The organism is Dictyobacter vulcani (assembly GCF_008974265.1).
Classification (GTDB): domain Bacteria; phylum Chloroflexota; class Ktedonobacteria; order Ktedonobacterales; family Ktedonobacteraceae; genus Dictyobacter; species Dictyobacter vulcani.
In genome coordinates, this window is sequence record NZ_BKZW01000001.1 from 2,854,568 (window position 1) to 2,881,414 (window position 26,847).

21 protein-coding genes are annotated in these 26,847 nt (G+C 47.4%); 14 read left to right on the plus strand and 7 right to left on the minus strand.

Going from position 1 to position 26,847, the window contains the following annotated elements; translation table 11 throughout:
- Positions 1-121: 121 nt before the first annotated feature.
- Positions 122-2,860, plus strand: a complete 2,739-nt coding sequence (locus KDW_RS11995) for a valine--tRNA ligase (protein WP_151757347.1) — start codon at positions 122-124, stop codon at positions 2,858-2,860.
- Positions 2,861-3,325: 465 nt separating this feature from the next.
- On the opposite strand, the gene KDW_RS12000 is transcribed toward KDW_RS11995, so the two are convergent.
- A complete protein-coding gene (locus KDW_RS12000; protein ID WP_151756174.1) occupies positions 3,326-6,640 on the minus strand; it encodes a S53 family peptidase in 3,315 nt (1,104 codons plus the stop codon).
- Between the two features lie 516 nt (positions 6,641-7,156).
- On the opposite strand from KDW_RS12000, the gene KDW_RS12005 reads away from it, so the two are divergent.
- From KDW_RS12005 to KDW_RS12015, 3 genes are all read left to right on the plus strand, one after another.
- Entirely contained in the window at positions 7,157-7,657 is a 501-nt protein-coding gene (locus KDW_RS12005; RefSeq protein WP_151756175.1) for an NUDIX hydrolase, read from the plus strand.
- Between the two features lie 270 nt (positions 7,658-7,927).
- Positions 7,928-8,365, plus strand: coding sequence for a hypothetical protein (locus KDW_RS12010; protein WP_151756176.1), 438 nt, complete (start codon positions 7,928-7,930; stop codon positions 8,363-8,365).
- Positions 8,343-8,936 (plus strand): GAF domain-containing protein, encoded by a 594-nt coding sequence (locus KDW_RS12015; protein ID WP_162005163.1) that lies wholly within the window; start codon positions 8,343-8,345, stop codon positions 8,934-8,936. Before KDW_RS12010 ends, KDW_RS12015 begins: the two co-directional genes overlap by 23 nt.
- A gap of 485 nt (positions 8,937-9,421) precedes the next feature.
- Here KDW_RS12015 and KDW_RS12020 read toward each other — a convergent pair whose 3' ends face one another.
- Positions 9,422-10,075, minus strand: coding sequence for a VC0807 family protein (locus KDW_RS12020; RefSeq protein WP_151756178.1), 654 nt, complete (start codon positions 10,073-10,075; stop codon positions 9,422-9,424).
- 198 nt (positions 10,076-10,273) lie between these two features.
- On the opposite strand from KDW_RS12020, the gene KDW_RS12025 reads away from it, so the two are divergent.
- The 5 genes from KDW_RS12025 to KDW_RS12045 all read left to right on the plus strand — a co-directional run bounded on the left by KDW_RS12025 (position 10,274) and on the right by KDW_RS12045 (position 15,156).
- Positions 10,274-11,071, plus strand: coding sequence for a TspO-related membrane protein (locus KDW_RS12025; RefSeq protein ID WP_151756179.1), 798 nt, complete (start codon positions 10,274-10,276; stop codon positions 11,069-11,071).
- A 290-nt stretch (positions 11,072-11,361) separates the two neighbouring features.
- The gene (locus KDW_RS12030) at positions 11,362-11,703 is read left to right on the plus strand and encodes a zinc finger Ran-binding domain-containing protein (protein WP_151756180.1); all 342 of its coding nucleotides are present in this window, start codon (positions 11,362-11,364) and stop codon (positions 11,701-11,703) included.
- Positions 11,704-11,792: 89 nt separating this feature from the next.
- Positions 11,793-12,059 carry a hypothetical protein gene (locus tag KDW_RS12035; RefSeq protein WP_151756181.1) on the plus strand — a complete coding sequence of 89 codons (267 nt, stop codon included), beginning with the start codon at positions 11,793-11,795 and terminating at the stop codon, positions 12,057-12,059.
- Between the two features lie 402 nt (positions 12,060-12,461).
- Entirely contained in the window at positions 12,462-13,469 is a 1,008-nt protein-coding gene (locus KDW_RS12040; RefSeq protein ID WP_151756182.1) for a sigma-70 family RNA polymerase sigma factor, read from the plus strand.
- A 202-nt stretch (positions 13,470-13,671) separates the two neighbouring features.
- The gene (locus KDW_RS12045) at positions 13,672-15,156 is read left to right on the plus strand and encodes an acyltransferase family protein (protein ID WP_151756183.1); all 1,485 of its coding nucleotides are present in this window, start codon (positions 13,672-13,674) and stop codon (positions 15,154-15,156) included.
- Between the two features lie 150 nt (positions 15,157-15,306).
- Here KDW_RS12045 and KDW_RS12050 read toward each other — a convergent pair whose 3' ends face one another.
- Both KDW_RS12050 and KDW_RS12055 read right to left on the minus strand, forming a co-directional pair.
- Positions 15,307-16,440, minus strand: coding sequence for a carboxylate-amine ligase (locus KDW_RS12050; protein WP_151756184.1), 1,134 nt, complete (start codon positions 16,438-16,440; stop codon positions 15,307-15,309).
- Positions 16,441-16,764: 324 nt separating this feature from the next.
- On the minus strand, positions 16,765-17,151 hold the full coding sequence (locus KDW_RS12055) for a cytidine deaminase (protein ID WP_151756185.1): 387 nt from the start codon (positions 17,149-17,151) through the stop codon (positions 16,765-16,767).
- Positions 17,152-17,699: 548 nt separating this feature from the next.
- Here KDW_RS12055 and KDW_RS12060 point away from each other — a divergent pair.
- The 3 genes from KDW_RS12060 (at position 17,700) to KDW_RS12070 (ending at position 20,388) form a co-directional block, all read left to right on the plus strand.
- Positions 17,700-18,386: a response regulator transcription factor gene (locus tag KDW_RS12060; protein WP_233097784.1), complete on the plus strand. Its 687-nt coding sequence runs from the start codon at positions 17,700-17,702 to the stop codon at positions 18,384-18,386.
- Positions 18,387-18,826: 440 nt separating this feature from the next.
- Complete coding sequence (locus KDW_RS12065) at positions 18,827-19,822, plus strand: GspE/PulE/PilB domain-containing protein (protein WP_151756187.1); 996 nt, start codon at positions 18,827-18,829, stop codon at positions 19,820-19,822.
- A gap of 350 nt (positions 19,823-20,172) precedes the next feature.
- Entirely contained in the window at positions 20,173-20,388 is a 216-nt protein-coding gene (locus KDW_RS12070; protein ID WP_198925250.1) for a helix-turn-helix domain-containing protein, read from the plus strand.
- Between the two features lie 153 nt (positions 20,389-20,541).
- Here the strand turns inward: KDW_RS12070 and KDW_RS32260 are convergent, their stop codons facing one another.
- Positions 20,542-21,438 (minus strand): hypothetical protein, encoded by an 897-nt coding sequence (locus KDW_RS32260; RefSeq protein ID WP_151756188.1) that lies wholly within the window; start codon positions 21,436-21,438, stop codon positions 20,542-20,544.
- Between the two features lie 27 nt (positions 21,439-21,465).
- Positions 21,466-22,491: a GAF domain-containing protein gene (locus KDW_RS12080; protein ID WP_162005164.1), complete on the minus strand. Its 1,026-nt coding sequence runs from the start codon at positions 22,489-22,491 to the stop codon at positions 21,466-21,468.
- Between the two features lie 618 nt (positions 22,492-23,109).
- Here KDW_RS12080 and KDW_RS12085 point away from each other — a divergent pair.
- Entirely contained in the window at positions 23,110-24,048 is a 939-nt protein-coding gene (locus KDW_RS12085) for a methyltransferase domain-containing protein (protein WP_162005165.1), read from the plus strand.
- Positions 24,049-24,396: 348 nt separating this feature from the next.
- Here the strand turns inward: KDW_RS12085 and KDW_RS33785 are convergent, their stop codons facing one another.
- Positions 24,397-24,840, minus strand: coding sequence for a hypothetical protein (locus KDW_RS33785; protein ID WP_233097676.1), 444 nt, complete (start codon positions 24,838-24,840; stop codon positions 24,397-24,399).
- A gap of 854 nt (positions 24,841-25,694) precedes the next feature.
- Between KDW_RS33785 and KDW_RS12095 the strand changes: the two genes are divergently transcribed.
- Positions 25,695-26,807 (plus strand): ABC transporter ATP-binding protein, encoded by a 1,113-nt coding sequence (locus KDW_RS12095; RefSeq protein ID WP_151756191.1) that lies wholly within the window; start codon positions 25,695-25,697, stop codon positions 26,805-26,807.
- Positions 26,808-26,847 lie beyond the last annotated feature (40 nt).

Below are 26,847 nucleotides of genomic sequence, written 5' to 3' on the forward strand. Positions count from 1 at the left end.
ACAACGGCTATATGTCGTTGCGCACATAGATTGGTTGATCGAAACAAGGTGGTACCACGAGTTACGTCCTTTCTCGTCCTTGACGGGAAGGGCTTTTTTTATGCGTTACGAAGAGGTGGATATGATCGAGCAAGAGAAAAATATAGAAACATCGTCGCCGATCACGGATGTGGCGGCATTGCCTAAAGCCTATGAGCCACAGGCTGTGGAGGCCAGGTGGTATCGCTTCTGGGAAGAAGGGGATTATTTTAAGCCCCGCCCCAATCCTGCGCGCAAGCCGTTTGTGATTAGTATGCCGCCACCAAATGTTACCGGTGCGCTGCATCTGGGCCATGCAATTACGTCGACAATCGAAGATATTATGATTCGCTATCATCGCATGCAAGGCGATGAGACGCTGTGGGTTCCTGGTGAGGACCATGCTGGTATCGCCACGCAGACCGTGGTTGAGCGCCTGCTGGCTCAGGAAGGGACTGATCGCCATCATATCGGGCGTGAAGCCTTTGTCGAGCGTGTCTGGCAGTGGGTGGATCAATATAAGAGCCGCATCCAGAACCAGCATCGCCGCCTGGGCGCTTCCTGCGACTGGTCACGTGAGCGCTTTACCCTGGACGAAGGACTCTCCAAGGCGGTGCGTGAAGTCTTTGTACGCCTGTATGAAGAAGGACTGGTCTACCGTGGTGAGCGCATCATCAACTGGTGTCCGGTCTGTATGAGCGCGATCTCGGACCTGGAAGTCAATCATGTCAATACTCCAGGCAAGCTGACCTATGTGCGTTATCCGTTGAAGGCGCTTGATGGCAAGGCCCATGGGAACGAAGAATACATCACCGTTGCCACCACCCGTCCCGAGACAATTCTGGGTGATACCGCCATCGCAGTCAATCCGCATGATCCACGCTTCAAAGATATCGTTGGACGTACCGCCATCGTGCCGGTTGTGAATCGTGAGATTCCGATCGTGGGAGATGAAGCTGTCGAGACCGGATTTGGTACCGGTGCCGTCAAAGTCACGCCCGCGCATGATCCAGTGGACTTTGAGATCGGCGTGCGCCATGATCTGCCCCGCGTTCAGGTAATCGGCTTCGATGCTAAAATGACCATGGATGCTGGCCCCTATGCCGGTCAGGATCGCTATGAGGCGCGCAAGAATCTGGTTGCCGACCTGGAGAAACTGGGACTGATCGTAAAGGTCGAGGATTATACGGTGCCGCTGGGTCGCTGTCAACGCAGTGATACGGTGATTGAGCCATTGATCTCCAAGCAGTGGTTTGTCAAAATGACGCCGCTGGCTACGCCGGCCCTCAATGCCGTCAAATATGGTCAGATCAAGATCGTGCCCGAGCGCTTCAACAAAACCTACTTTGACTGGCTGGAAAACATCCACGACTGGTGTATCTCACGTCAACTCTGGTGGGGCCATCGGATTCCCGTCTGGTATTGTGACGCCTGCGGACAAATGACCGTCAGCCGTGAAGATATCACTACCTGTCCACATTGTGAGAGTAGTGAGTTGCGGCAGGATGAGGATGTGCTGGACACCTGGTTTAGTTCCTGGCTCTGGCCATTTAGCACGCTCGGCTGGCCTGATAATACACCAGACTTGCAGCGCTACTATCCAACCGCTGTCATGGAAACTGGTTATGACATCATCTTCTTCTGGGTTGCCAGAATGGTGATGTCGGGCATCCATTTCATGGGCAACGCGCCATTCTCAACCATCTACCTGCATGGCCTGGTCCGTGACGCCAGAGGCGAGAAAATGAGTAAGTCCAAGGGTAACGTCATTGATCCGCTGGAGGTGATGGACAAGTTTGGGACTGATGCGCTGCGCTTCACGCTGGCCACCAGTAGCACGCCAGGCAACGATATGAAGTTGATCGATGAGCGCATCATCGGCAACCGTAATTTTGCCAACAAGATCTGGAACGCCTCGCGCTTCGTGCTGATGACGACTGCTGACATCAAAGGTGGCGTACCTGCTATTGAGGACCTGACACCACGCACCCTGGCCGATCGCTGGATCCTCAATCGTTTCGAGCGCCTGACCAAAAACGCCACGCGCCTGATCGAAGAATTCCAGTTCGGCGAAGCCGGTCGCCAGATCAACGACTTCTTCTGGTCCGATTATTGTGACTGGTATGTAGAGATCGCCAAAGTGCAGATGCAAGGCGACGAGCAGGCCCGCCAGAGTACAGCCGCCATCCTGCGCGCCGTCCTCGACCAGAGCCTGCGCTTGCTGCATCCCTTCATGCCCTTCGTCACCGAAGAAGTCTGGCAGTACCTGTATCAATTCAGCGAGCCCGACAAGGCAGCCTGGCCCGCCAGCGCCCTGATCGTCGCACCCTGGCCCCAGTACAACGAAGCCTTTGTCGATGAAGAGGCCGAGCAGCACTTCAGCCTGGTGCAGCAGGTCATCACCTTGATCCGTGACGCCCGCAACCAGATGAACGTAGAGCCAGCGCGCCGCATTCCAGCGATCATGTCCGTGGGTAACCATGTCTCCATGTTTACCGAGCAGACACCGCTGATTGAGTTCCTGGCTCGCACCGAGAAACCACAACTGCATTCGGCCCTGGCCCAGAAGCCAGAGCAGGGCATGAGCCTGTTAGCCGGAGCCGTTGAGATCTATCTACCACTGGCAGGGCTATTGGATATCGGGAAAGAGCTGGAGCGGCTGGATAAAGAGATCGCCCAGGCCACGCAAGAGGCTGCACGCCTGCAGGGCAAACTCTCTAACCAGAACTTCGTCACCCGTGCCAAACCCGATGTGGTCGAGAAGGAACGCGAGAAGCTGAGCGCGCAGGAAGAGCGTATCACGAAACTGCAAGCTCGCCGGGCCGAACTGGCAAGCATCTAAGGAAAAACACCCAAAAAGAAACGGTCAGAGTGGCAACTTCCAATTGTTGCCATCCTGACCGTTTCCGTTAGACACAAGCACGAACAGAGGAGACACATGCACGAACCGAAGTTATCTGCCAGGTTCAGCTCAAAAGACGTCTCAACTCTCCAGATGCCGCTTCCACCACTTTCCCCTCCCACCACCATACCACCCAAAAATGTGTGTGTATAAAGCTGTGAAAAAGCACGTGTGAACGTCACTCACCTATGATCAGCCACGCTCCTATATTTGGAAAAGCTAACCAGTTAACTACTGGCTACTGTTAGTAGCATAATCTATTGGACCAATTGCTGTCAAGGTTTTTCTTGACTAAATTGACAAACTAAGTCAACTTATGGAAAATTTGAGTAGACAAAGGAGCGGCCCATCAGCATAATTACTGATGGGCCGCTCCTTTGTCTGCCAGGATTGCTCCTGCGAGTATTAGTTACCAGTATAGCCAAACATGGAAGTAGCCCCATGCTTGGTGCTATCAGGGAGGAAGTAGAAGACGCGTTCAGCGACCACGGTGCCATCCAACGCCTGCACACTCATCGATACATTATGGGCTCCACTTACTGGATATGCCTTTGCAAGCGGTTCCACAATGCCACTAATGCTCATTGTCGAGCGTGTATGTGCTGGCAGTTCCACTATTTTCTGGACGACCGTGTTGTCTGCATAGACAGTAACGGCTACGTGTATCTTGTTAGCTGTCTGATTCAACATAGTCAGGAATTCGGTATCATAGCCAGCGGTGTATCCTTCAGCAAAGCTGTATGCTGTATGACCAGCGACACTGGCTTCACCAATGGCATCCAGAGCACCTGAGATGTTTCTCGCAGGTCCACCAGCGCTATCAGTAACGTTGAAGTAGGACATACGCTCAACCACGATAGCGCCATCGTCATCATGTACCGCGGCAGCCACGTCATTAGTGGACTGAGGGAACTGAGCGCGATGGGCATTGACATCGAAGTAGACCTGACTGTAGGCATTGACCACAACTGGTACAGTTTGTACCTGACCGTTGTTATACTCCAAATTGACCTGCGCAGTTGTAGGATTCGCAGTAAAGTTAGCCAGGACCAGATTTTCCTGGTAATTTTTTCCTGTGTTGCCTTCAGCGAAGAGCCAATCTTTACCCAGGCTGGTTGCACCAACAGTGGTTGCGGCACCAGAGACAGCGCCACCAGCAGTAGCAATATTATCTTTAAAGTACAGCGGGCGCTCAGCAACAATACCAATATCAGATGTGATCTTCATTGACATTTGTTGATGTCCCTGTGGTACGAGTGTACCACGCTGCATTGGTGGAATTGCTAACGTCTGTGTCGCAATCGTCTGCCCATTGGCATACGACGTGGCAGTCACGTTAGCCGTGGCAGTAGTACTTGGGTTAAGGATGGTAATGAACGTATTGTATGTCTGCGAACCACTCTGACGAGTATCTGCAATCGGGAAGTAGAAATTGGTCTGAGTTGCGTCAGTTGCACCAATAACATCGGAGCCACTATTAACGCTGTTAGGAATATTAAAGTACATTGGACGCTCAGCGACGATCGGCACTGCGACACCATTGCTGTTAGGCAAAGACTCGACGATCGCGGAGACAGAGGTACTGGCTGAACCATTATCTGGATAGTTCAGTTCCGTTGGTGACATCAGCGCCACCGTGCCACGTGAGCTTGGAGCGACTGTGTGCATTTTTGTGATTGGTGCACGACCATTTGGGAAGAGATAGGTAATTTGTATATTAGCCGTCTGACTCGTGCTGGGATTAAGAATTGAAATGAACTCGTCATATCCATTTCCCACACGACCTTCGGAGAAGTACCACTTCGTCGCGGCTGGAGTCTGACGTTGACCCATCTGACTGTCTGCCAGATCAGCGAGGACAGTAAAATGGGCAGCACCGGAAGGTGAACCCAGTCCTGTTGCCATGTCATAACCAGAGGTTGCATTATATGGAACGGTATTCACAATATTATTGCTACCGGTTGTAATGTCATGGAAGTTACCAGGGGCGCTCGCATTCATGCTGTACAGCAGAGGATTCAAGAAGCCAGTATTGTAGTAGCCTTTGCTTAACGAGTACTGGTTTGCCAGTGCGACCAGGGATGCGTACATAGGAGCTGAGGTCGATGTGCCACCGTAGACATACCACCCTTGATTCTGACATGCCCCGGTTGTTGAGCAATTAGCGGTATAAATGGGATATCCTGTATTAGGGTCCGCATTAAAGGAAACATCGGGTACCTCACGACAATAGCCGCTGGCAGCCGCACAGGGAGCGCCAGAGCTCAAGCCGTTAGCGATGCCTTGCTGATAGGTGGGCATAGGCCAGACACTACTAATACCGCCGCCACCCGCGATTGTTTGTTGGTTGGAAGGAGCAAGTGTATCGTTCCATGTTGTCTCACTCTTATAGTTACCATAACTATCGAGAGTCAGACTGGTACCGCCAACAGCAGTCACATAGGGCTGAGATGCTGGATCACCAACCTGCAATGAGCTATCATTATCTGATGATAGACAAGCCGAGCTGCCATCGTCACCCGAGGATGCGAGAATGCTCTGGCCCTGGGCTGCAGCAATGGTGAACAGAGCGTTTTCCTGCTGAAGCTCAGAGGAAGTCATATCCATTTCACACATGCCCCAGCTCGTACTTACGACTGGTACTGCATCGTTGATAACCTTAGCCCACATCGCTAAATTACCTTGTGAGCTGTTCTGAGCCTCATAGACATTCAAACTGCCCAGTTGTGGAGCAGTGCTTAAGACCAGTTCCATATCCAGCTCAGCTTCGCTGGTACCATCATTGATTGATGAGCCCTTGCCATCCGCTGCGATCCGTGTAGTAGGAACGGCAGCACCACCATAACAGGAGGTATAGGAGGCCACGCGAGCTGCATTATAATCGGCAAACTCGATCAAACCAATCGATTGACCATTGCCCTTATACGTGTTGCGCAAATTGTTCAGACCATAGGCATTAGAGATCTGATTTGGAGTGTAGTAAGTCGGATAGGCATTGGCTTTACTATTCGCCGGACAAAATGCGGTCGCGTTAGAGGTTGCCAGTGGGCTTGCGGCACCGGACTTGACTGGTTTGATAGGTGTGTGTGTGAAATGAGCCGCGTTATCCAATCCCTCTATGGTCGTGATATATGGTGCGATTGAAGAAGGAACGCCTGGCTCCGTGTTTGACGCATAGAAACTTTGACCATTTTTAGCCGTGTAATAATTCTCAGACACGTTGAAGGCTTGTTCAGCCTGTCCAATCGTTCCGGTGAACTCAACCACAAGGCGATGATCAAAGGTTGCGCTCGTAGTAAAACCATACTGGTGCATATAATCGATCACTGCCTGCTGCTCGGCAGGATAAGGACTATAATCCTTAATAATTTGAGCAGTGGTCAGAGAACGTGGGAGCTTGTTTTTTGCACTGCTGACGCTTTTTACATATTGCTGCAGACCATCAAGATCATGCATACGCAAGCCAATAGAAATAGTTACAGGGGTATTTGAATCTACAGCATTGCCAATTTGACTTTTCTGTGTGAGCTTTGTTTTCACATTCGGAAGTCTCTGGCTCCCCTCGGCATGTGCATTGCCCAGAGAATTAATACCCACGAAGTAGCCTGCCATAATGATGAGCACGAGTACGAGACCGATAATGGGGATGAGTACGCCCGGTTTTTTCAAAATTAACAGGCGACTGCGCCGATTATTCCCCTCAGGCACGAATGCGTCCATACAGTTTTTTTCCTCAGTACATTGTGAAAGATATACTAAAAATAAAAAAATAGAAGAGATAGTAGCAGCAATTGCTTCTTATTTGCCTGAACTGATTGACATATGCAGCATAATGTATTGTAACTACATCCATGTGCGTTAAACCCAGAAAATGACAGTGCAGAAGGCCAAATTTATCTCTTAGATATTTATACATTGAAATACTTCTACATTAGAAGAGCTAATGCTGTTTATAGTACTTATATCTAAAATAAGGCTGGCAATTTTCTTTATGCATATTCATTATTGTCATGCTATTTCTATAGAAATAGCATGAAGTAGACTCTTATGACCATGGTGTTATTGAACAGGAAAGTCAGGCCGTAAAAAATTATACTCATAACTAAGTCAGGGTTAACTGTTTTTACCCTTATCATAATGCATATGCATCTGTATTATGAGCATAGACGTAACAGAGGCATAGATTAGCATGTAACGGTAGGAGTAGAATCAAGGACTCGGAATTGACTAATTTTTATGCTGAAAGAGGAGGTATGGTTGATGGTATACGATATGCTCAAGATGTGTGTCAGCCTTTGCTTTAATATTATAAATATATGCTTCGGTGGAAAATTGCCTCCATTTGGCAGTGCCGCAGTCATAGTTGAAGATAATGAACAGTATCTGGTGGTCGAATTACCACGTAAACGCCTGACTTTGCCAGGTGGTTTTATGAACTGGCGGGAAAATCCACAGCAAGCAGCAGAGCGCGAAGGCAAAGAAGAAACAGGGCTCACCCTGAAAGCAGGAAACCTGATTAGTTTTTATTCATGTCCCAGTACGAGTTGGTGGAATATGAGTAATCTAAGTTTCGTCTTTGAAGCGAAAGTAGTTGGTGGTCAACTGCGCAAAAACATGGAAGGTCACCCGCGTTGGGTTACAGAAGAAGAACTACGGCAACGCCTGGATAAACATACCTTAAGCATTTTTGAGGATTACCAGGAGTATCGTCTAAAAAAAAACATCCATGCAGCCTGATGACCGCTAATTGAATTCATTCCTGTGTTTCCAGTGGGTGAGCGACGTTCACAATTATAGTGCACATGTGTGAGCGACGTTCACTTTTATTTTTGGTGCGCAGTTTGAATTTAGGGGGCAACATGGAAAGAATAGATCAAAAAATAAAAGCACCTGTAATATATTATTGACGCATGAAATCATAAAAGATATGCTGTATACAATGTGTTAGTATATCTTTATTTATTGAAATGCATAAGATTATATTTACTGCTGGTATAGAAAATGGACATGACCTGGCGTGAACTCCTGGGAAAGATTGTCAGTGATCCCCAGGAGCAACAACGAATCATAGAAACACTGAATATTAATGCTATGACATTACGTCGCTGGATTAGTGGAGAAACCAATCCGCGTCCACAAAATTTACGTTTATTGTTGAACACCTTACCGCATGCGCATAGAGAATTAATAGACCTGCTGGCCGTAGAATTTCCTTTTATAATTAAAAATGACGCCTATAGAGAAGAGCAGGTCTTCTGCATTCCAGCTGAATTCTATGAACAGGTGATGAGCGCCTATGTTAATGTCTCGCAACACCTGCGTTCCGCCACGATCAGCAACCTGATCTTGCAGCAGATGCTTAAGCATCTGGATACCAATCAGGATGGGATGCTGGTCTCGATTGCCCAATGTGTACCACCGGTTGCTGGGCCAAAAGATTCGTAGCCTGCGTATTGTTTCGGGTCGAGGAACAAGTCCTTTAAATTCTTACGTAGAGTATCATTCGCAATTCATCGGTGCCGAATCACTGGTCGGCTACGCCGTCTCATCAGGCCACCTGACCGCTCTACAAAGCCGGGTAGAAATCGTAAACACCTTTCCAAACGACCAGATGAATAAGATCCAAAGTGCCGTCGCTGCCCCCATTGTTCTGGGGGATCAGACCGTTGGTGGTATCTATATTGCCAGTACCCGAGAAGATTATTTTACATCCTCCATGCGCACCCTCATTCAAAAATATGTGGAATTGTTGTGTCTGGCCTTTGAGAAAGATGAATTTTATCGTTTGAGTGAGATCGCCCTGGGTGTTATGCCCCGGCGCAGCTACCAGCTGCCGTATCTGGTGAGTTTTCAGCGGCGTGTCATGCAGCAAATCATGCAGGCGGCCAATGAACAACGCATTATGACGCGCATCCAGGCCGAAAAAGTAGCCTGGCAACAAATCGAGGAAGATTTGTTGCAGCACATCTCTCCCTATTCTGAAGTTGATAACCAGCTGGATTTCAGTGCTCAGTAGCCGCCCAAAAATAATGTCAGGCACACCGAACTTGTTACTCGGTATGCCTGACTATAATAACGGCGCGGTGCGCTGGTATCGGCCGATGCCATTAAAAAATGGGGATGAGTAAAAAGCAACGGAGACGATGGTTCAAACAAGTAATGACAAAGTAGTAATTGCCTCTTCCCCCAACCCTCACCGAAAGTATAACATGCACTCTTCCCCAAGATCTATATATTCCCGATATATTTATCCTTAACTTTTTGAGTATTTATAAGTTGTAATGATCTAAAATATAGTTAAAGTTATTCCATGTTTTGTCATTTTTGTGTATGGTGTTTTGTGGTACTTCACTATGCAGAAGTATTATGAGGAGCTATTCATTCAGGCACACATTTTGTATGACGATCAATTCATAGTCCAGCTATCCATCTATCTATTACTTTGTCAGGCTCCATTGGAAAGGTTCGCCCGCTACGCAGGCGTGAGGTGAGGGTGATATTTTAAGCCTCGGTGATCTCGTCATGGCTGCCCTCATGCTGGACAGTCCAGACTGTGAGCGCGATATAGAAGATGCAGACAGTCACCAGCAGTACCGCGGAAGAGAAAACATCCGCCAGAAAGTATGCCAGCGCCAGCAGCAGGATCGCAAAGCCGATTTGAGTCCAGCCCCAGATGGTATTGATATGCCTGATCATCTGTCGATAGGTGGCACTCTCATGCCAGTAGTCCGTGTAGTCCGCCATGTGATCGGCCGTCTGCGTATGGCAATAGCGATCAACATAAAAGAACAGGGGCATTGGCAGGAAGCGTGTGAGCAACGTAAGGATGCCGAGGATAGCGATTGGCAAACTGACAGAGAGTCCGACCAGCAGGAGTGTTGAGCCATTTTGAATGAAATCACTGATAAAGATCCAGAGCAACACATAGAGCGAAAGCACACCAATCAGATCCAGGATGCGCTGCCGGTTGAACTGCCAGAGCATATAGCCCGCGGGTAGTAGCGCAACCAATGCCAGAGCCAGTGGAGCATGAAGGCGAGCGCTAATGAACTGATAGAGCATATAAGGGAAGACCACATCAACCGCGATGTTCTGGAGAATATGACTGGGTATCATGTTGGAAAAATCAAGGCGACGAGAGGAACTCTGTCTCATAATTACGTGGACTCCTTTATATGGATAGAACGAACAATAGATCTCGATAGTTTCATACAAACTATGTATCTTGTTTTTCGTAAAAGCTATACGATCTGGCATTCTCATGCATCAAGAAGAGAGGAGAGGTGAAAAGCTTCATTAAATGCCCAGCTTTTCTGAAAAAGTGGAGTTGGATCTGTTAGAAGGAGTGAGCACATGCCAAAAGATCTTATACGGCAGATAATTACGGTCATTGCGACCATCGTCACCATCGTCCTGAATGTGTTCAGCAGTAATATTTTTGGAAAGAGCGTTGGAGAGATCTCGCGAAAGCATCCTGTGCCGATTACACCGGCAAACTACGCATTCTCTATCTGGGGACTCATCTATCTCGGGTTGATTGCCTTTGCCATCTATCAGGCTCTACCCGCGCAACGCAGCAATCCACGTCTGCGCCGGATCGGTTACTGGTATGTCCTGAGTTGTATTGGCAACATTGCCTGGGAGGTTGTCTGGCTGAATGAGCAGATCAACCTGAGCATCCTGATGATTGGAATCATCCTGGTTGCCTTGTTGATCCTTTATATTCGCGCACACATCAATCGCGAACATGTCTCAACAGCTGAAAGCTGGTGTGTCAACGCACCCTTTGGCATTTATCTGGGCTGGGTCACTGTGGCCAGTATCGTCAATATGGCCGTTGTGCTGGCCAATGTGGGTTGGAATGGCTTTGGGATTAGCCCGACCATCTGGACCGTGTTGCTCTTATTGATCGGAACCGCCATCGCCGTCTATGTTGGTCTGAGCAATGTTGACATGGCTTATCTGGCCGTGATCATCTGGGCCTTCACCGCCATCCTCTTTAAAAACAGCGGCACCCCTGCCATTGCCATTACCGCCGCCGTCATGAGCGTCATTGCTCTGATCACAATCGTAGTCATTGCATTACGCAGAGCAAACATCCTCCGTCGCATTGGCACACCGGTCTACTCATCAGCAGAAATCCATCAGTAACGTCCTCTGGTCGCCAGCCAGAAACGCCTGGAGCAAAAACTGAGCAATGATTGTTCCAGGCACCATTTATAGCTTATGGTCGCGTCAAATACAGTGTATAATAAGACCTATCTGCCAGCGTTTACTTTATGAAACACGTAGGAACCGGATAGCATATGTTAGTTTATTTTTGCCATCATGATGGTAGAGAGACAAAAAATCGAAATATGCATATTTTTATTTGCTTATAGACCATCATCAGCATAAACCATGGATGAAATGTAATAAAATTTATTTTGTAGGAGAAATGCATGAAGCGTTGTCCATCTTGTACTTACGAGAATGCCGCAATCAGTACGTACTGTGAACGTTGCGGTTTCCTGTTAGATGCTAATTCTATCGATTATACCGTCCCCGCTCAATCGATATATAACACCGTCAATGAAGAGGTGTCCCCACCGCCACCACCGCATTCCGCGCCATCATTTCATACGAGTGGAGTGGAAAACAACTATTATGCTGCTCCGCAAAGCAGCGCTTACCAGATGGATGGGCCTGCATATGCCTATGCGCCCACGAGTTATGCGCCCCATGTCGGCAGCTATTCCCCCCTGCAATCTCCCGACGACGTACTATTGGGGGGAGCATTGTAAGTAGCATCTTATATCTCTGGGGCCTGGTCTGGGCTGTCCTGGGCTTTTTTGGTACTTATTCAAAGGATCTGAATGAAGGTTTTCTTGGCTTGATCATCTTTGGTGGATTATTGTTAGGCCTGGTGATTCTGGTTTTGCTGCTTATTTTGTATAAAGAGCCCAGACTTAAAACTGGCTGGCGCGTAATTGGGTCCCTGGGTGTCACTGTCCTTGGTTTTTTTGCCCTCTTTATTGGTGAAGCCCTATTCATGACTCATAAATATCCTACAGCGATCGAGAGCCATATGCAGAACTACTACCTGGGCATTCCACTTGGTATTTATGGACTGGCAATGGCGGTCGTGGCCTTTCTCTAAATGAGCATCAATCCTGCTCCATACAACTTCCCCGCGCAGAAGCACTCTCGCTAGTGCTTCTGCGTAAAAATCCACACAGCTTGAAATATCTTCAGCTTTACTGCAATAACCTTTCGATTCTTAAATGGACCTGGCTCCAGCAATGATGACTATTTTTGGTGTTTTTCAAGCCGGGCTAGCCGTGACCGAGCAGTTTTTCTATTAAAATAGCACGCATAAATCCTATACTTCTACTTCACACCCCTCTTTGGCATGCTTCTTGCAAATAACAGATAGTGAGAGAGTATTCGGAAAGAACACCGGCATTAAACTTGTAGCTGGAACGTTTTCTTTGGAGTTTTAGCATACACCCTACCCCATAAACATGCAGGTCTGGTGTATGAGAAGAAGGAGTTAGGTGGCATGGCGGCAAAAACAATCAAAGCAACACAGCAGATACCGTCCTCAGTTTCTGGAAAAGTCGAAAAGAAACGCCGGACAAAAGAGGTTGTCTTTGATGAGGCTCCCTTAGAAGATGAAAAAGATTTCTACTATGACTGTGATGAAGAACTACAAGAGGTAGAAGAAGATCAGCGGATGGCGGTAGATGATGCCGTAAAACAATATTTAAAAGAAATTGGTATGTATCCACTCCTAAACTCAGAGCAGGAACTACAACTGGCCGAGCGTGTCTCACGGGGAGACCTGCGGGCGCGCCAGCACTTAATTGAGGCAAATTTGCGCCTGGTGGTAAGTATTGCGAAGCGTTATTCAAACCAGGGACTACCCCTCTTAGATTTAATCCAGGAAGGCAATATTGGTTTGATGCGTGCCACCCAGAAATTTGATTATCAGCGTGGTTTTCGCTTCAGCACCTATGCGACCTGGTGGATACGGCAGGCGATCAGTCGAGCCATCGCGGAACACTCGCGCAGCATTCATATTCCAGTCCATGTTGTCGAACTTATTTATAAAATCAAGCGCATCGCCCGCCGCATGTATCAGGACCAGGGTATTGAGCCCTTGCCTGAACAGATCGCCCTTGAAATGGGATTACCACGCGAGCGCATCGTAGAATTATTGAATGCAGCCGAGCAGCCGATCTCCCTGGATGCGCCAATGGCTGACGACGAAGAATATCATCTCGCCGATGCTATTGAGAATACGAATACCGCAGCGCCGGTTGATCAGACAGCGAATCAGTTGCTTCAGGCTCAGATCGAGCAAGCGCTGACCGTATTGAGTCCTCGCGAACGCACCATTATTGAAATGCGTTACGGCCTCAAAGAAGGCCACTCCCTCTCATTGGACGAAGTCGGCACCATTTTCCGCCTGACCCGTGAACGGATACGCCAGATCGAAGTTAAAGCCCTGCGTAAACTCCGTTATCCAGAACGCTACGAAGGCGTACGTGAACTGGCACGAGCCTGAGTACGTACCAGCCGAACAGAAACATCTTATAGAACAATCAAATAATTTCTTAAGTACAGCTATGGAGAGGCCGGGAAACATTTCCTGGTCTCTCTCTGCATCTTAAATGGTTACAGCCTGTAATTCTTCCGTGCACATATATATATAACCGTATAGATATTGCATTTCTTAAGTGGCTTATACTGATGGAAAAGTACTACTTGTGGAATGGGATGATGTGGACATGGAAGGCAGCAGCAGTTTTACGCAACTTTTTTTCAAGCGCTTACGTCTGGGGCTGGACAAGCGCAGTCAGGCGATCAGCATCTTTTTAGATGATGGTAAAAAGAAAAACGCCATTCCTGTGCTCGACGGTGTACGAGCAATTGCCTGTCTGGCAATTATTACATTTCATATGAACCTGCTGGCGCGTTTCTCTAATATGTGGAATCCGCCACTGGACATAATCGGAGCATTTTTCAGTGCTACCGTACTCTTTGGTGAATCCGGAGTCATCCTCTTTTTTGTCCTCTCAGGCTTCTTGCTTTTCCTGCCCTATGCACGTTCAATGTTATTTGACAATCCATGGCCATCCGTCCCGCGATTTTATGTGCGCCGTGTGTTACGTATTGTGCCAGGTTACTATGTAGCTTTGCTATTGATGCTCATTTTTCTTGCTCCCGAGTATTTTCAGTTTGACCACTGGTATCATATCTGGCTCTTTGTCACCTTTCGGATGGATTTCCCCCCCACCTTTCAAAAGCTCAACGCACCATTCTGGACACTGGCACTGGAATTCCAATACTACATGGTACTGCCCTTAATAGCCTGGGGAATGGGATTCCTGGTAAGGCGGGGCAGTCTCATCTGGCGGCTCGTAAAGTTGATCCTTTGCTTATTCGCTCTGGTCGGTTGGGGAATAGGAACCCGCTACTGGGCAACATTCATGCCCGATGGAGGCGCTTTGAGCCTCTTCTTATCGCCGGAAGCGATGGCCGTGCTACGGCTCTATATCTATGGAACGATCGGCAAATACTTTGAAGTCTTCGCCATCGGAATGCTGGTTTCAACCCTCTATGTCTATGGTAAGCACATATCTGTCGGTGAGCATTTTGCTGTTAACATGCGTCGCTGTAGTCCCTTGATCTTTCTTAGCGGACTGGGATTACTGGGTTTTATCAGCCTCTGGCACTTCTACCTGCTCTTTCCTGGCAAGACCCTGAACTTCTTCGATCCTTATCAGGCCTTCCTGACAAACTATAAAGACATGTACCAGCCGCTGGGTTATGCCATCAGTTATGGTCTGTGTATCCTGGCCCTTGTCTATGCAGGACCCAGGCTCAGGCGACCATTTGAATGGAATCCTCTACGCTGGGTAGGCTTGATTTCGTATAGCTTGTATATGTGGCACTATCCGATCATCTTATTTTTCCTGAGCACCTTTCTTCCGAAATTTCAGGCGCTCAACTGGAATCAGCCAACGAAATACCTCATCTTCTGGTTGTGGATTTTATTGACTGCCTTTCCATTGTCGATAGTGCTATACAGGGTCATTGAAGTACCAGGTATACGCTTTGGCGAAAAGATCTGCCAGAGATTAGAAGGGTACCAGAAGCGTGCAGAAAGCCAGACCCCGATCGAAGAAGAACTTTCCCACGCAGTCCCGGTAGCACTAGAAAGCAAGACGAGCGTTAGCAAAAGAGACTGAGGGAGGACGAATGAAACAGAGGGAGAGGATATCAGGAAGACCGCGTCATTGCGGTCTTCTATCATAGCGTCTTCATTATCCTTATCAGAACAATTTATTATAGTGCTTCCTTTTGAACACAATTCTCGAACAGGTAGAGCGTATGGGAACTCATGATGTCGCGACCGTTGAATTCGAGTTCGAAGTCTGTCGCGTACGTTGTATCAGATACTCAGTCACAGCCTGAATACTCTGAGTTTCTGTATAAACCGCAATCTGACGATCTGCCCCGGTCCCAGCAGGATCATCCAGAAGGGTGCGTAAATAATTCACCTCATGGCGAATCCCCAACTGATCCACCACATCCTCCACAAAATCCAGCAACTCATGGATCGAATCACGCATAGTCAGACGGCGATGCCGATGAAAATCCACAATCTCCGCATCCAATCCATAGCGTGCTGCTTTCCATTTATTTTCTTCAATATAATGGCTCGGCAAGATCGCTGTAGACATATTTTGTTCATGGAGCATCGTCAGTTTACAAACTAAAGCCTGACAGAGAGCCGCGATAGCCATCGTATCTTCAAAAGAAGACGGCATATCACACATGCGAAACTCAATTGTTGGATAGAAGGGATGAGGGCGAATATCCCACCAGATCTTTTTCCCATTATCAAGGCAGCCATTACGCATCAGATCCGACACATAGCAATCGAACTCCATTGAAGAGTTAAAGGTAGCGGGAATACCTGAGCGTGGAAAGCGTCGCCAGACCACCGTGCGATACGATTTAAGACCCGTATAGCGGTTCGTCCAGAAAGGAGAATTCGAAGAGAGAGCCAGCAAATGAGGAATCCAGGTACGGAGTTGATTCATCAACGGAATCGCGATCTCATGCTCATCAATGCCAACATGGACATGAAAGCCACAGATCAAGATTGAGCGTCCCACATCCTGGAACTCCTCCTCAAGCTCCTCATAGCGAGCATTCACCGTCCTCACCTGATCGCGCCAATTCGCGCTGGGATGTGTCCCGGCACTGATCAGAGCGATATTATCATCCTCAAGAAGTCGAGCCAACTGTGCGCGCCGCCCTGCCAGATCCTGGCGTAGAACTTGAATAGTATTACAGACAGGCGTAATAATTTCCACCATTGACTGCAACATTTCTGCCTTGATCAAATCCCCAAAGATAGAAGCTCCTTTATCCAAAACAGGGTGGACATACGATGTAAGTTGGCCTGTATTTTTATTGACCATTTGGAATTCTTCTTCGACACCGAGAGTAAAACGAGGTGACATCGCTTTCTCCTTCCGGGTAATATCAGCGTTGCAGGTATCAAGCTAACATACATAGGGCGGCCTACAGGAGAAAAAGAAGCTATGGAAAAAGGGAAGGATCGTAGTGAGGCGGAAGACATAAGGGTTAATCCCGCCAGGAGGAGCATATATAGTTGTAACGGCCATTGTGCGAAATTGCACCAGACCAGCATATAACACACCTCTGGTTTCATGCTTGAAAGGCATGGGTTGCACTATATTGTAACACTAAGCACTATAAGTTCTGGGACTTATAGCGTACACAAGGGTTATAGATATGTCAAGGGGGTGAAGCCAGCAAAAAGATTATAGTTTGAATGCAAACGGCAGCAAATCAGCAACCTGGAAAGCCTGCTCACAGCCATCAATATAGACAGTTGCCTGTGGTGCCAGATCCGCAATCCACTGACGGCAAGCCCCACAGGGCATACGCTCATAGTCAGGAGCATCCGCCGGTGCATCAATACAGGCAATCGCAATGTGCGTAATGGGTGCTGCCTGTGCTGTTATCGCAGTCGCAAGGGCCGAGCGCTCAGCGCAGAGTGTCAGGCCATAACTGGATATTTCAATATTCACTCCCACAAACACCTGTTCGCCGGCCACCAATGCCGCACCAACACGAAAATGAGAATAGGGACAATGGGCTCGCAGGGCCGTCTCGCGAGCCAGGGCCAGCAACGTTTCTCGTTCCATCTCTGATTATCCTTCAGTTTATTATTGTGCATGAGAAGTGGTTCCTTCTCAAAAAAAAAAGCATGGCTTCATCCCCGCTAACCACAGGCACACCTATGCCAGATGCGGAATTGCGCGTTGCTACAATCTAACTCTTTTAACATCCTGAGTCAAGCCGATCAGTACAGAAACACGGCTATGTAATCTCGCCCAGAAGTCGCAGCGAGATCACCAGCCCACAATATTCTACGTGTGGAGTGTGTTTGGTGTGCGGCCGCACACCAAACACACTCCACACCCCTAATCCGGCGCCGTAGGCGCCAGAGACAGAAGAATGAAATAGGCCCCTGGTACAGAAGATAGAGAAGGTTGATTAGGTAGAAGTGTGTAAGGACAGAGATAGGTGATTAAACTGTCCATCTATAGCCCATTTTGTATCATGATGTTACTGAGCTTTCTACCATCCCGTTACTACAAACGACAGCGAATCAAGAACTTCTCATTTTTACAGAACATTGGTACATCCTAGTATTGTAATGTAGGACAGGTAGGAGGCTAAATTGAAGATCATGGTAGCGGACGATGACCGCGACATGGTAGACATGTTGAGCTACTGGCTCAAAGGCCATGGCTACGATGTTGTCCGGGCATTCGATGGGGAGCAGGCCATTAAGCGTTGGCGTGAAACATTACCAGATCTGGTAATTTTAGATATACAGATGCCAAAGCTGGATGGCTTTGAAGTGTGCCGTCAGATGCGAACAGAAACCAATTCCATGGTGATGATATTGACCGCACACGACCGGGAAGACGACGAGGTTAGAGGGCTTGAACTGGGGGCGGACGATTATTTGCGCAAACCATTTAGTCCACGGCAATTATTAGCGCGTATCAAAGCTGTGATGCGGCGTTCTTCTAATACCCGCGGACCCGCGAACTCCTCAGCGATTACCGTCGGCCCGATGACATTAGACTCAATGCGACACGAAGTTACCAGAGATGGTATCAAGGTGCGCCTGACACCAACTGAAAGCCGGTTGCTGCACCTTTTAATTTCACACACCGGACAGGTCTTGACTACGGACATGATTATTGAGCGTGTCTGGGGTTATGACGAAGCCGGAGATTCAGGTCTGGTCAAAACCCATATTCGCCATATCAGGCAAAAAGTTGAACCAGATCCAAACTCGCCGCGTTATATCACAACGGTACCTGGCGTAGGTTATACTTTTTCAGTTCCGGTCACCATTGAATAAGGTATTATTTGGGCTATTACCGGCCGACTATACAGTAGCGTAAACAGCCAGGTATCAAATTGCAGGGTATGATACCTGGCTGTTCGTTACCAAAGCAAGCAAGCAGTTCTGGGCAGAACTTAACCATAATTTGAGCATTTTAACCAGACCGTAACACCCTACCCACAGCTTTTGGGCCGCAAGGCAAGTTATACTTCATAGTAACACTCCTCTAGCGGCCGTTGGTTTTACTCACACGTCTTATGGCAACGTACGTAATCGTGAAGGCCGCCCAGCCGCCACAGTCCATCAGCCAGAAGCTGATCATTGGGAGTGGAACGCGAGAGAAAAATCAGTAAAGAAACGTGGGGGCTACGATTACACGCATCTCTGTATTTGTGTCTACAGATGCAAAGAGAGCGTACAATAACACTCATGGACCCTAGCAGGAAGGCCACGTTGTGGGAAGTAGAACCAGGCAAAAAAAAGAAGCGCCAGCGCTTCCGGCAGTACAGATAGCTCAGTTCACATCCAGATTAGCGAAAAAATTGATCTCAACGCCTGCTGGTAGTGAACCCTGTCGTTGTGTCGTCTTTGAGCAAGCCAGTACCAGAGACACGGTTGAGCAAGAGGTTGAATGGGACGATGGGCAGCGGGTACCAGTTTCGCAGGAACTCTATATGAGAATACGCGAGCTTGTCACAGAATTTTTATCTGAACAAAAGCCAGTCAGTATCCTCCTGCTCCACCTGGTCCAAAGAGAGTCGACTCCGCTGGCGCCCCAATCACCTCAACTGTATCAGCGTAGACGCTATCACGCATCCAGCCAGGTTCGTGATCAAGTTTTGACCAACGTCCGACGTGTGCTGCGGTTAGATGACAAAATGTTCATCTTTGATACTTCTGGAGCGGCCATTATTTTTGCTGGTGTAGACCAGGTCGGTATCCAGAAGATCGCGGAGCGTATCTTTAGCAGCGTCTGTTTATTGCAGGCAGAAACGATGATACCCCCATTGACGCGGGAGACACGCATCGTACTTGGAGTGGCTACCTATCCCTATCCAGCCGCCACATTTGAAGAGCTAACGCAACACTATGGAAAAGCGATCCACACACTGGTCCTGAGGCCCGTCATTACAACCCAGTTACGCGGTGTCAAGCCCATTCCGATGGTAGGGAGTTCAGCTAGCGAGACAGAAGAGCGACAAGAGTCACATGTACCACGCCTGGAACTTCCTGGCGCACTCCCTGAACGCTTAAAGCAGCTCATACCAGGTTCAATAGCGATTGAACTCAAATGTGTTCCAGTTGGATGTGAACACCATTGCTTAACCGTCGCGATGCAAGAACCCACCAATGCTGCCAGTATCGCACGTTTACGAGCCCTGACAGGACACACAATTTTTCCAGTGGCCTGTGAAGAAAGTGAACTCAACACATTATTAGCAAGTTACTGAAAAGCAGATGTCCGGTAAATAAATCTTAACGTCATACAGATAGAGGATAAAAGAAAACCTCAACTATTGTAAGACAGCATGAAACGTCAAGAGGTTTCATGTGCTTACCTGATAAACCATTAAAAGAGAGTCAGCGCAACTCTTAGTGACTGATTGGTAGTGAAGATCGAACCATTTCATGATTAAAATTAACCAGATCGCAACTATTCCTTAACAAGAAAGCGCATCAACATTGGTTACTATAACATGCAATGAGACAATGATAGTATCAATCGTGAAGCTCTCAGCGCTACATCGTTAGCGTCAAGTGCACTTATTTATTAGTTTTTTTATTTTCAAGGAGAGAATCCATGGTCGTACAGATGCTTCAGGAAGATGTTTTGTTGACGTTCAAAGAAGCAATGGGCTACTTGCGTGTAAGCCGCTCAACTCTTTACCGGCTCATGTGGTCGGGTCAACTGACAGGACACAAGGTAGGGAGCACATGGCGTTTTTATCGCGAAGATTTGCGAGCCTGTGTCGGACGTGAGGTTCCTATGGCGACGGTATCAACTTCTGTAAATTAATTATTTATCTCTCTATTTATACATTATACATCAGAAAATACCTATCTCGTGCATAGCGAACGTGCAAAAAACGCAATCATAATAAGAGGAACAACCAGCCAGGTTGTTCCTCTTATTTTTGTTCATAGCCCATAGTTGTCAAATACACTCTACTCAAAGCTGATCATAATCAACAATTTTCCATTGATTATTGATTTGCTTTATAGTCAAATGAGCTGTATATGATTTTTTTGTACGTGAAACTTTTACAATGACTGAAAAGCTATCCAATGAAGGACCATTATTATCAGATGTCATAGGCTGTAGCTGTGACATCGTATAGCGCAAAACAGCTCCATACGAATCATCCTGTTTGGATGCCAGCGCTGTAAATTGTTCCTGTGACAGTCCATTGAGCGTATCCTGTGTGTTCAGATCCGCATAAGCTTGTGAATAATGTTGATTTTGAATCGCCTCATAATAATCATTAATCAGCTTAGTACCATCTGAGGCAGCACTGAATGTCTGACTAAAGATGGGTCCAACGGAAGAGCCCACTGCCCAGGTACAGAGGCCGCAACTTCCCAGGATAACCACAAGCAGAATGGAGATAAGAATCCAGAGCCAGGAACGTGATTTCCGAGCCGGGGGTGGAGCAGGCATAAATGGTGGTGGTTGTGTGCCTGGATAGTAACCCCCCTGGGGATACGCAGGATATCCCGGAGGTGGCATATACGCTCCCTGAGGATATGCAGGATATTGCTGACCCGGTGTGAGTGGTGGGCGCCACTCCCCGCTCGGTGCGGGCTGGATTGGAGGCATCTCAGGTCGTTGGGCAGGAGAAACAGGAACAGCACCCGGCACTGGCGGTTCTGCTGTTCCTGGTGTAGATAACGCCTGCTCATAAAAAGAAGGTTTGGGTGGATAAGCCTGTTCCTGCCGGGGAGCTTGTGCATCCTCATCAGCGGCACGCGAAGTATCCGCTGATGAGGATGATAGCTGTGCATCCACTTCAGGAGACTGCTGTTCAGGTAACTGATTTTCTTCAGGTGATTGATCGGAAGTATGCATAATTATTTTACTCTATCCAAAGAATCATTAATGATTGGATATCTTAGATGGTAAAGAAGCTGGATGTCCCAGCCTTTGTTGTGTTAAAAGGCGATGGGCCTCCTGCTCAAATTCTAACTCCATCGTATGTTGAATCCAAAACTCTGCATCTCGACGTGACATACCATGTGCATGTGCATAAGCAATAATACGATTAAGATAACTGCGATTAATTTCCTCCCGTTGCCATCTTAAAGGAGGCATAGGCCTGAGATGCAACAGTTCAGAAGGATGAAATTCACGATCGCATAAAGCTACTCCCATTAGTAAGGCATATTCTGCGACTATCTGGCAAGTCGCAGGATCTTTAAAGAATTCCAGTTGTGTACTGGAGACAACAAGCACACCAGCGAGCAAGCCGCCACGAAGAACAGGAACGGCGCAAGCACTACGTTCATATTCATCGATTTCCACCATAGCCCGGCCATCATCATTATCATTCCATATTTGAATGCGCTGTGAAACGGCGGCCGAGCCGACCAGTGAAGTAACACCCAGAAACGCTTTACTTTCGACAGACGCGGGCCAGGGAGCATAGCCACGCATTTTGACCTCACGTAAAGAATGAATGCCATCTTCATGGGGTGGCATCAACTTCGTATACGTAATTGCCAATCCCCACTGTTCACTACTCAATTGTCTCAGAGCATCCGTAAAGATACACTCTGTAACTTGCCAGAAACGTGCGTCATTATCCTGGCTACTAGCCGCTAATTCTAACACGTTCTGATAGACCTCTTTGCGTACTTCACGCACACCAGATACTGATGTGCTTAAAATATCGCCGAACGTTTGATTAATAACCGCAATTAATTCATTGCGATGTTCGGGGATTGCCCCAGGCAACTTTTTCAGATGTATCGTACGCGGATCAGATGTTCCATTCATCCAACGATACACTGTATTTTCAGCCACAGCAAGTTCGCGAGCCACACGCGACAATTCCGCGCGATCGCGATGCATAAGAGTGCGAAGGAAGGCACTAAAAGCCGTAGCGCCAGACTCATCCGCCATCTGCTCTAAGCACTCATCTACTTTAGATGAAGTGTTTACCCTGGTCCTGGTAGATGCTGAGGACGATCGCACTGGGGAAACCTTGCTATGGAGTTTACCTTGTGGAGAAACTGATCCCGAAGTATTTTTGCGCGGTCCCGGAGGGCGACCACGCTTCTTTTTTACTCTATCATCGGGAAGAGACCCATTACCCATGATACATTCCTCATTTGAACAAAAGTACAACATCAAGATGTACGAATAATATTATACCATAGCTAAGGTACAGAGTGTTACACAAATGAGAAAAATTTTTACGGGTTTCTAACAATAAAATTATGCGTAACGCATTACTTTGCTCGCGAATGTCTCAACAAAAATGGCACAACGCAGTCAGGTATGGCACAAAAAAAACACATTCTCCCTCATGCAAAATAACATGCTAAGTCTTTTATTAGTATTAATTATTTTTAATTTTTCCAAGCATAAAAGATTTTACATTACAATGTTTAAACGTAAGTGCTACAATGTCAAACAATATATTGCTTTTTCATAATGGAACATGTATATTAATGATCATCACGAATAGTGATTAAGAAGATATAAATACACTTGATGGCTGGAAGGATATGTCAGAAGATGGTGGTCAACAATGTTGTGCATGTCAATGAATGTGGGCTTCCGCTAAACGCAATTGAATGGCTGGTGAAACATCACCAGAGTAAATTACAAGAGCGCGGACAAATGATTCGCGATCTGCGTTTAGAAAAAGGGAGTTGTGTTGTAGATGCGGGGTGTGGACCTGGCTTGTGGACTCCACTCCTGGCTGAAGCCGTTGGTTTAGAAGGAAGTATCCTGGGGGTTGATATCTCCACGGAAGCGCTGATTACCGCTCAGAAGATAAGTAGCAATAACTGGTACAGGCACCAGGTCCAGTATAAGCGTGCCATGTTAGAGCAATTGCCTGTTGAGTTGGGATCAACCGACCTGATCTTTAGTGCCAATGTAAGTCAATACCTGCCTGATCCGGTGGCAACATTTGCCGCCATGGGTCCTTATCTCAAGCAAGGTGGGCAACTGGCGATTAAAGATATCGACTTTGGTACAATGCAATTTCACGCAATCGACCCGATGTTACAGGCCCGTGTCTTTCAGGCTCGCGAACGCTGGGAGCAGGAGCGTGTAGCTAATGGATATGCCTATGAAGACAGCTGGGTGGGCTCAAAATTAGCTGGTTACCTGCGTGAGGCAGGCTATAAAGACGTCAAAGAAAGTGCCTATCGCATCGTTCGACGCGCTCCACTACCACGTAATTTTCATTTTTACTTACAGGGAATTGCTCAATGGTTCGTTTGTGAAGGCGCCCCCTATCTTTCACATAACGATGTAACACATTGGTTACAATGTTTTACTGACCCGGAACACAATGTCCTCGAAAATGATGACTTCATGAGTGAAGAGACCGAGTTCGTTGTTTCTGGTATATGGGATGGTGGCACAAAGTCACGTTTCCATATAGATATGCAAACGGAAACCCCGCCGCTAGAGCCGCTTTTCCTGACAAATGAAGCCCTATAAGCCTGGCTCAAGGAAAATAAGCTGGGGAATTCCACAATGCGATCCTGTCAGCGTAAGCGCCGGATCGCATTGCTTTGTTTGTCCAACATCACAAAGCCGTAGTGCAAGACAAAAAAAGAGGCACCTGTATCTTCCAGGTACCTTTGTGTGTTGAGCGCGTCAATCAATCGACAAGAAGTAAACACCGGTGTGTGTGGCTGAAGCTCTGATCCTCCCAGTTCGACAAGTGGCGTTTCACATCAAGGGAGTCGCCACCAGACAATGGATTACCGGGTAAACTACCCCTTCGGCAATCCATTGTCTGGTAAATAAAACGCATATAATACCGGCCACAAACGGACAAACATGCTAAGAATGAATTGTATTTAAGCGATCTGCAATCATTGCGATCGCGACATCTCCAACAATTGATTGTAATTGAGTATGTAGCTGTCCCATATTTTCCATACGAGCCGTAATAAAATCATGTTGTGACATACCATAAGATAGGCCCACGAGGCCACGTTGTGCCGATTCATATTCAGAACTAATTTGTGATAATAAACGGGCGACTTCACTGCGTTGTTCGTGTGCTCCGAGCATGGTATCCCATTCCTTCCTGACCCTGAACCCCTGGGCGGCTTGTTTATCTTTGTGTTGTGCTACATACAACAGACTCACGCGCGATGTAAATACATTGTACATCGTTTGTAAGAACAACATTAACAATGCATATCCATAGTATGCACGACGATGTATGTCCTTGTCTAGTGGTAAGATACTGATTAATACATAAAATGCAATTGTCTTCATGAAATCTTTATAAGTAATATGCACATATTGCTAAGAGCACAATGTATTGTAAAGCCTGACAAGCTTATGGGTATTTATTTGCCTGTATAACATATAGATTTAGCGTTGTATTACAATGTGTAAAAAAATATTCTATAGCGCTTAGTACTTTCAGTATCTAGTACTCTATCCGGTTCTATTGGCAAGCTTGCCCGCTACGCGGGCGAGAGGGGGGAGGGAGACCAGGGCACAGCCCTGGAACCCAGTCAGGGGATTGCATCCCCTGTACCCCTGCCTTATTCATCACCGTTGACAGAGCACTAGCACTTTGTCAGGTTCCATTGGCAAGCTTGCCCGCTACGCGGGCGGGAGACCAGGGCACAGCCCTGGAACCCAGTCAGGGGATTGCATCCCCTGTACCCCTGCCTTGTTCATCACCGTTGACAGAGCACTAGCAGTAAAGATTGGCAAAGAGCATAGAAAATGAAGGCGTGTATGCTACTAATGTGTATTCTTAATATTTTCTTTATATGGTACATAAATATATAGACTGTGATTTAGCAAAAGCTTAAAAATATATTTATCATAATCAAAGTAAATACTCTGGGGGAAGACTTTTCATGCACTTAAAACAGAGATCGATTTCTTATATCGATACTCTTCACTTTCAGCAGGAGTTATGGTATACTCTGGTTTAACGTCTACATGCAAGAGTTTTAATACTCACTGCAGCACTGTATTGACGTTAAGAGGCCACATTGGCTCCCTCTGATACGATATCAGTTGCAATGTTGGCACCAAGCGAATGCTTCTCTAAATAATGTGAGGGGTAACAGGAATGGACCTGTTACGGAAGCGAAAAGGAGTAGTCCTTCATGGCACAAGTGCGTTTTAATCACGTATACAAAACCTTCAACAAAGTTGAAGTCGTGCATGACATTAGTCTTGACATCGAAGACAAAGAATTTCTGGTTCTGGTTGGACCTTCTGGTTGTGGTAAAAGTACCTGCCTGCGTATGATCGCTGGTCTGGAAGAGCCCACAGACGGAGAAATTTACATTGGTGACCGCATTGTTAACGGCGTAGACCCCAAAGACCGCGATATCGCGATGGTTTTCCAGAACTACGCGTTGTATCCACACATGACCGTATTTGACAACATGGCCTTCGGCTTAAAGTTGCGCCATTTCCCCAAAGACCAGATCAAAAAGCGCGTAGAAGATGCCGCTGAGATCCTTGGTTTGCAGCAACTGCTCAAACGTAAGCCAAAAGAACTTTCCGGTGGTCAGCGTCAGCGTGTTGCTCTGGGTCGTGCAATTGTCCGCGAAGCACAGGTCTTCTTGATGGACGAGCCACTCTCCAACCTGGACGCCAAACTGCGTGTTGCTACCCGTGCTGAGATCATCAAACTGCATCAGCGCATCCAGACAACCTTCATCTACGTGACCCACGACCAGGTCGAGGCCATGACGATGGGTGATCGCATTGCAGTCCTCAATGGTGGTGTTATCCAGCAACTGGGATCCCCACAGGAACTCTATGATCATCCTGCCAACATGTTTGTCGCCGGTTTCATTGGTTCCCCTTCGATGAACTTCATTCCTGAAGCTAAGGTCAGCACCGAAGGCAACGCTACTGCCGTTGTCCTCGAAGGTATTGGCCGCGTAACTGTGCCTGCTATTTATGCTGAGCGTGCCCGTGCTGCTGCTGGCCGCAACCTCACCTTCGGTATTCGCCCGGTCCATCTGGAAGATGCATCTCTGGTAAGTGCAGAGAACAGTGAAATCCAGTCTTCCCTGGATGCTTCCGTCGACGTTGTTGAGAACCTTGGTAACGAACTCCAGGTGTATCTGACAACCGGTGGAAAAAACATCGTCGCTACTCTCGACCCACGCGCTCGTGTTGCCGCTGGCAACAAAGTCCGCCTGTATGTTGATAGCGATCAGATCCACCTGTTCGACACCGATACCGGCGAAGCCATCTTCTAAGAAACTTGTATCTTTGTTGTGTGAGGAGTAACACTGCAGA

Excerpts from the sequence above, each read along its gene's own strand:
- KDW_RS11995 (WP_151757347.1), top strand. The coding sequence starts at position 122 with ATGATCGAGCAAGAGAAAAATATAGAAACATCGTCGCCGATCACGGAT.
- KDW_RS12000 (WP_151756174.1), bottom strand. The coding sequence starts at position 6,640 with ATGGACGCATTCGTGCCTGAGGGGAATAATCGGCGCAGTCGCCTGTTA.
- KDW_RS12005 (WP_151756175.1), top strand. The coding sequence starts at position 7,157 with ATGCTGAAAGAGGAGGTATGGTTGATGGTATACGATATGCTCAAGATG.
- KDW_RS12010 (WP_151756176.1), top strand. The coding sequence starts at position 7,928 with ATGACCTGGCGTGAACTCCTGGGAAAGATTGTCAGTGATCCCCAGGAG.
- KDW_RS12020 (WP_151756178.1), bottom strand. The coding sequence starts at position 10,075 with ATGAGACAGAGTTCCTCTCGTCGCCTTGATTTTTCCAACATGATACCC.
- KDW_RS12025 (WP_151756179.1), top strand. The coding sequence starts at position 10,274 with ATGCCAAAAGATCTTATACGGCAGATAATTACGGTCATTGCGACCATC.
- KDW_RS12030 (WP_151756180.1), top strand. The coding sequence starts at position 11,362 with ATGAAGCGTTGTCCATCTTGTACTTACGAGAATGCCGCAATCAGTACG.
- KDW_RS12040 (WP_151756182.1), top strand. The coding sequence starts at position 12,462 with ATGGCGGCAAAAACAATCAAAGCAACACAGCAGATACCGTCCTCAGTT.
- KDW_RS12050 (WP_151756184.1), bottom strand. The coding sequence starts at position 16,440 with ATGTCACCTCGTTTTACTCTCGGTGTCGAAGAAGAATTCCAAATGGTC.
- KDW_RS12055 (WP_151756185.1), bottom strand. The coding sequence starts at position 17,151 with ATGGAACGAGAAACGTTGCTGGCCCTGGCTCGCGAGACGGCCCTGCGA.
- KDW_RS12060 (WP_233097784.1), top strand. The coding sequence starts at position 17,700 with ATGGTAGCGGACGATGACCGCGACATGGTAGACATGTTGAGCTACTGG.
- KDW_RS12070 (WP_198925250.1), top strand. The coding sequence starts at position 20,173 with ATGGTCGTACAGATGCTTCAGGAAGATGTTTTGTTGACGTTCAAAGAA.
- KDW_RS32260 (WP_151756188.1), bottom strand. The coding sequence starts at position 21,438 with ATGCATACTTCCGATCAATCACCTGAAGAAAATCAGTTACCTGAACAG.
- KDW_RS12080 (WP_162005164.1), bottom strand. The coding sequence starts at position 22,491 with ATGGCGGATGAGTCTGGCGCTACGGCTTTTAGTGCCTTCCTTCGCACT.
- KDW_RS12085 (WP_162005165.1), top strand. The coding sequence starts at position 23,110 with ATGGTGGTCAACAATGTTGTGCATGTCAATGAATGTGGGCTTCCGCTA.
- KDW_RS33785 (WP_233097676.1), bottom strand. The coding sequence starts at position 24,840 with ATGAAGACAATTGCATTTTATGTATTAATCAGTATCTTACCACTAGAC.
- KDW_RS12095 (WP_151756191.1), top strand. The coding sequence starts at position 25,695 with ATGGCACAAGTGCGTTTTAATCACGTATACAAAACCTTCAACAAAGTT.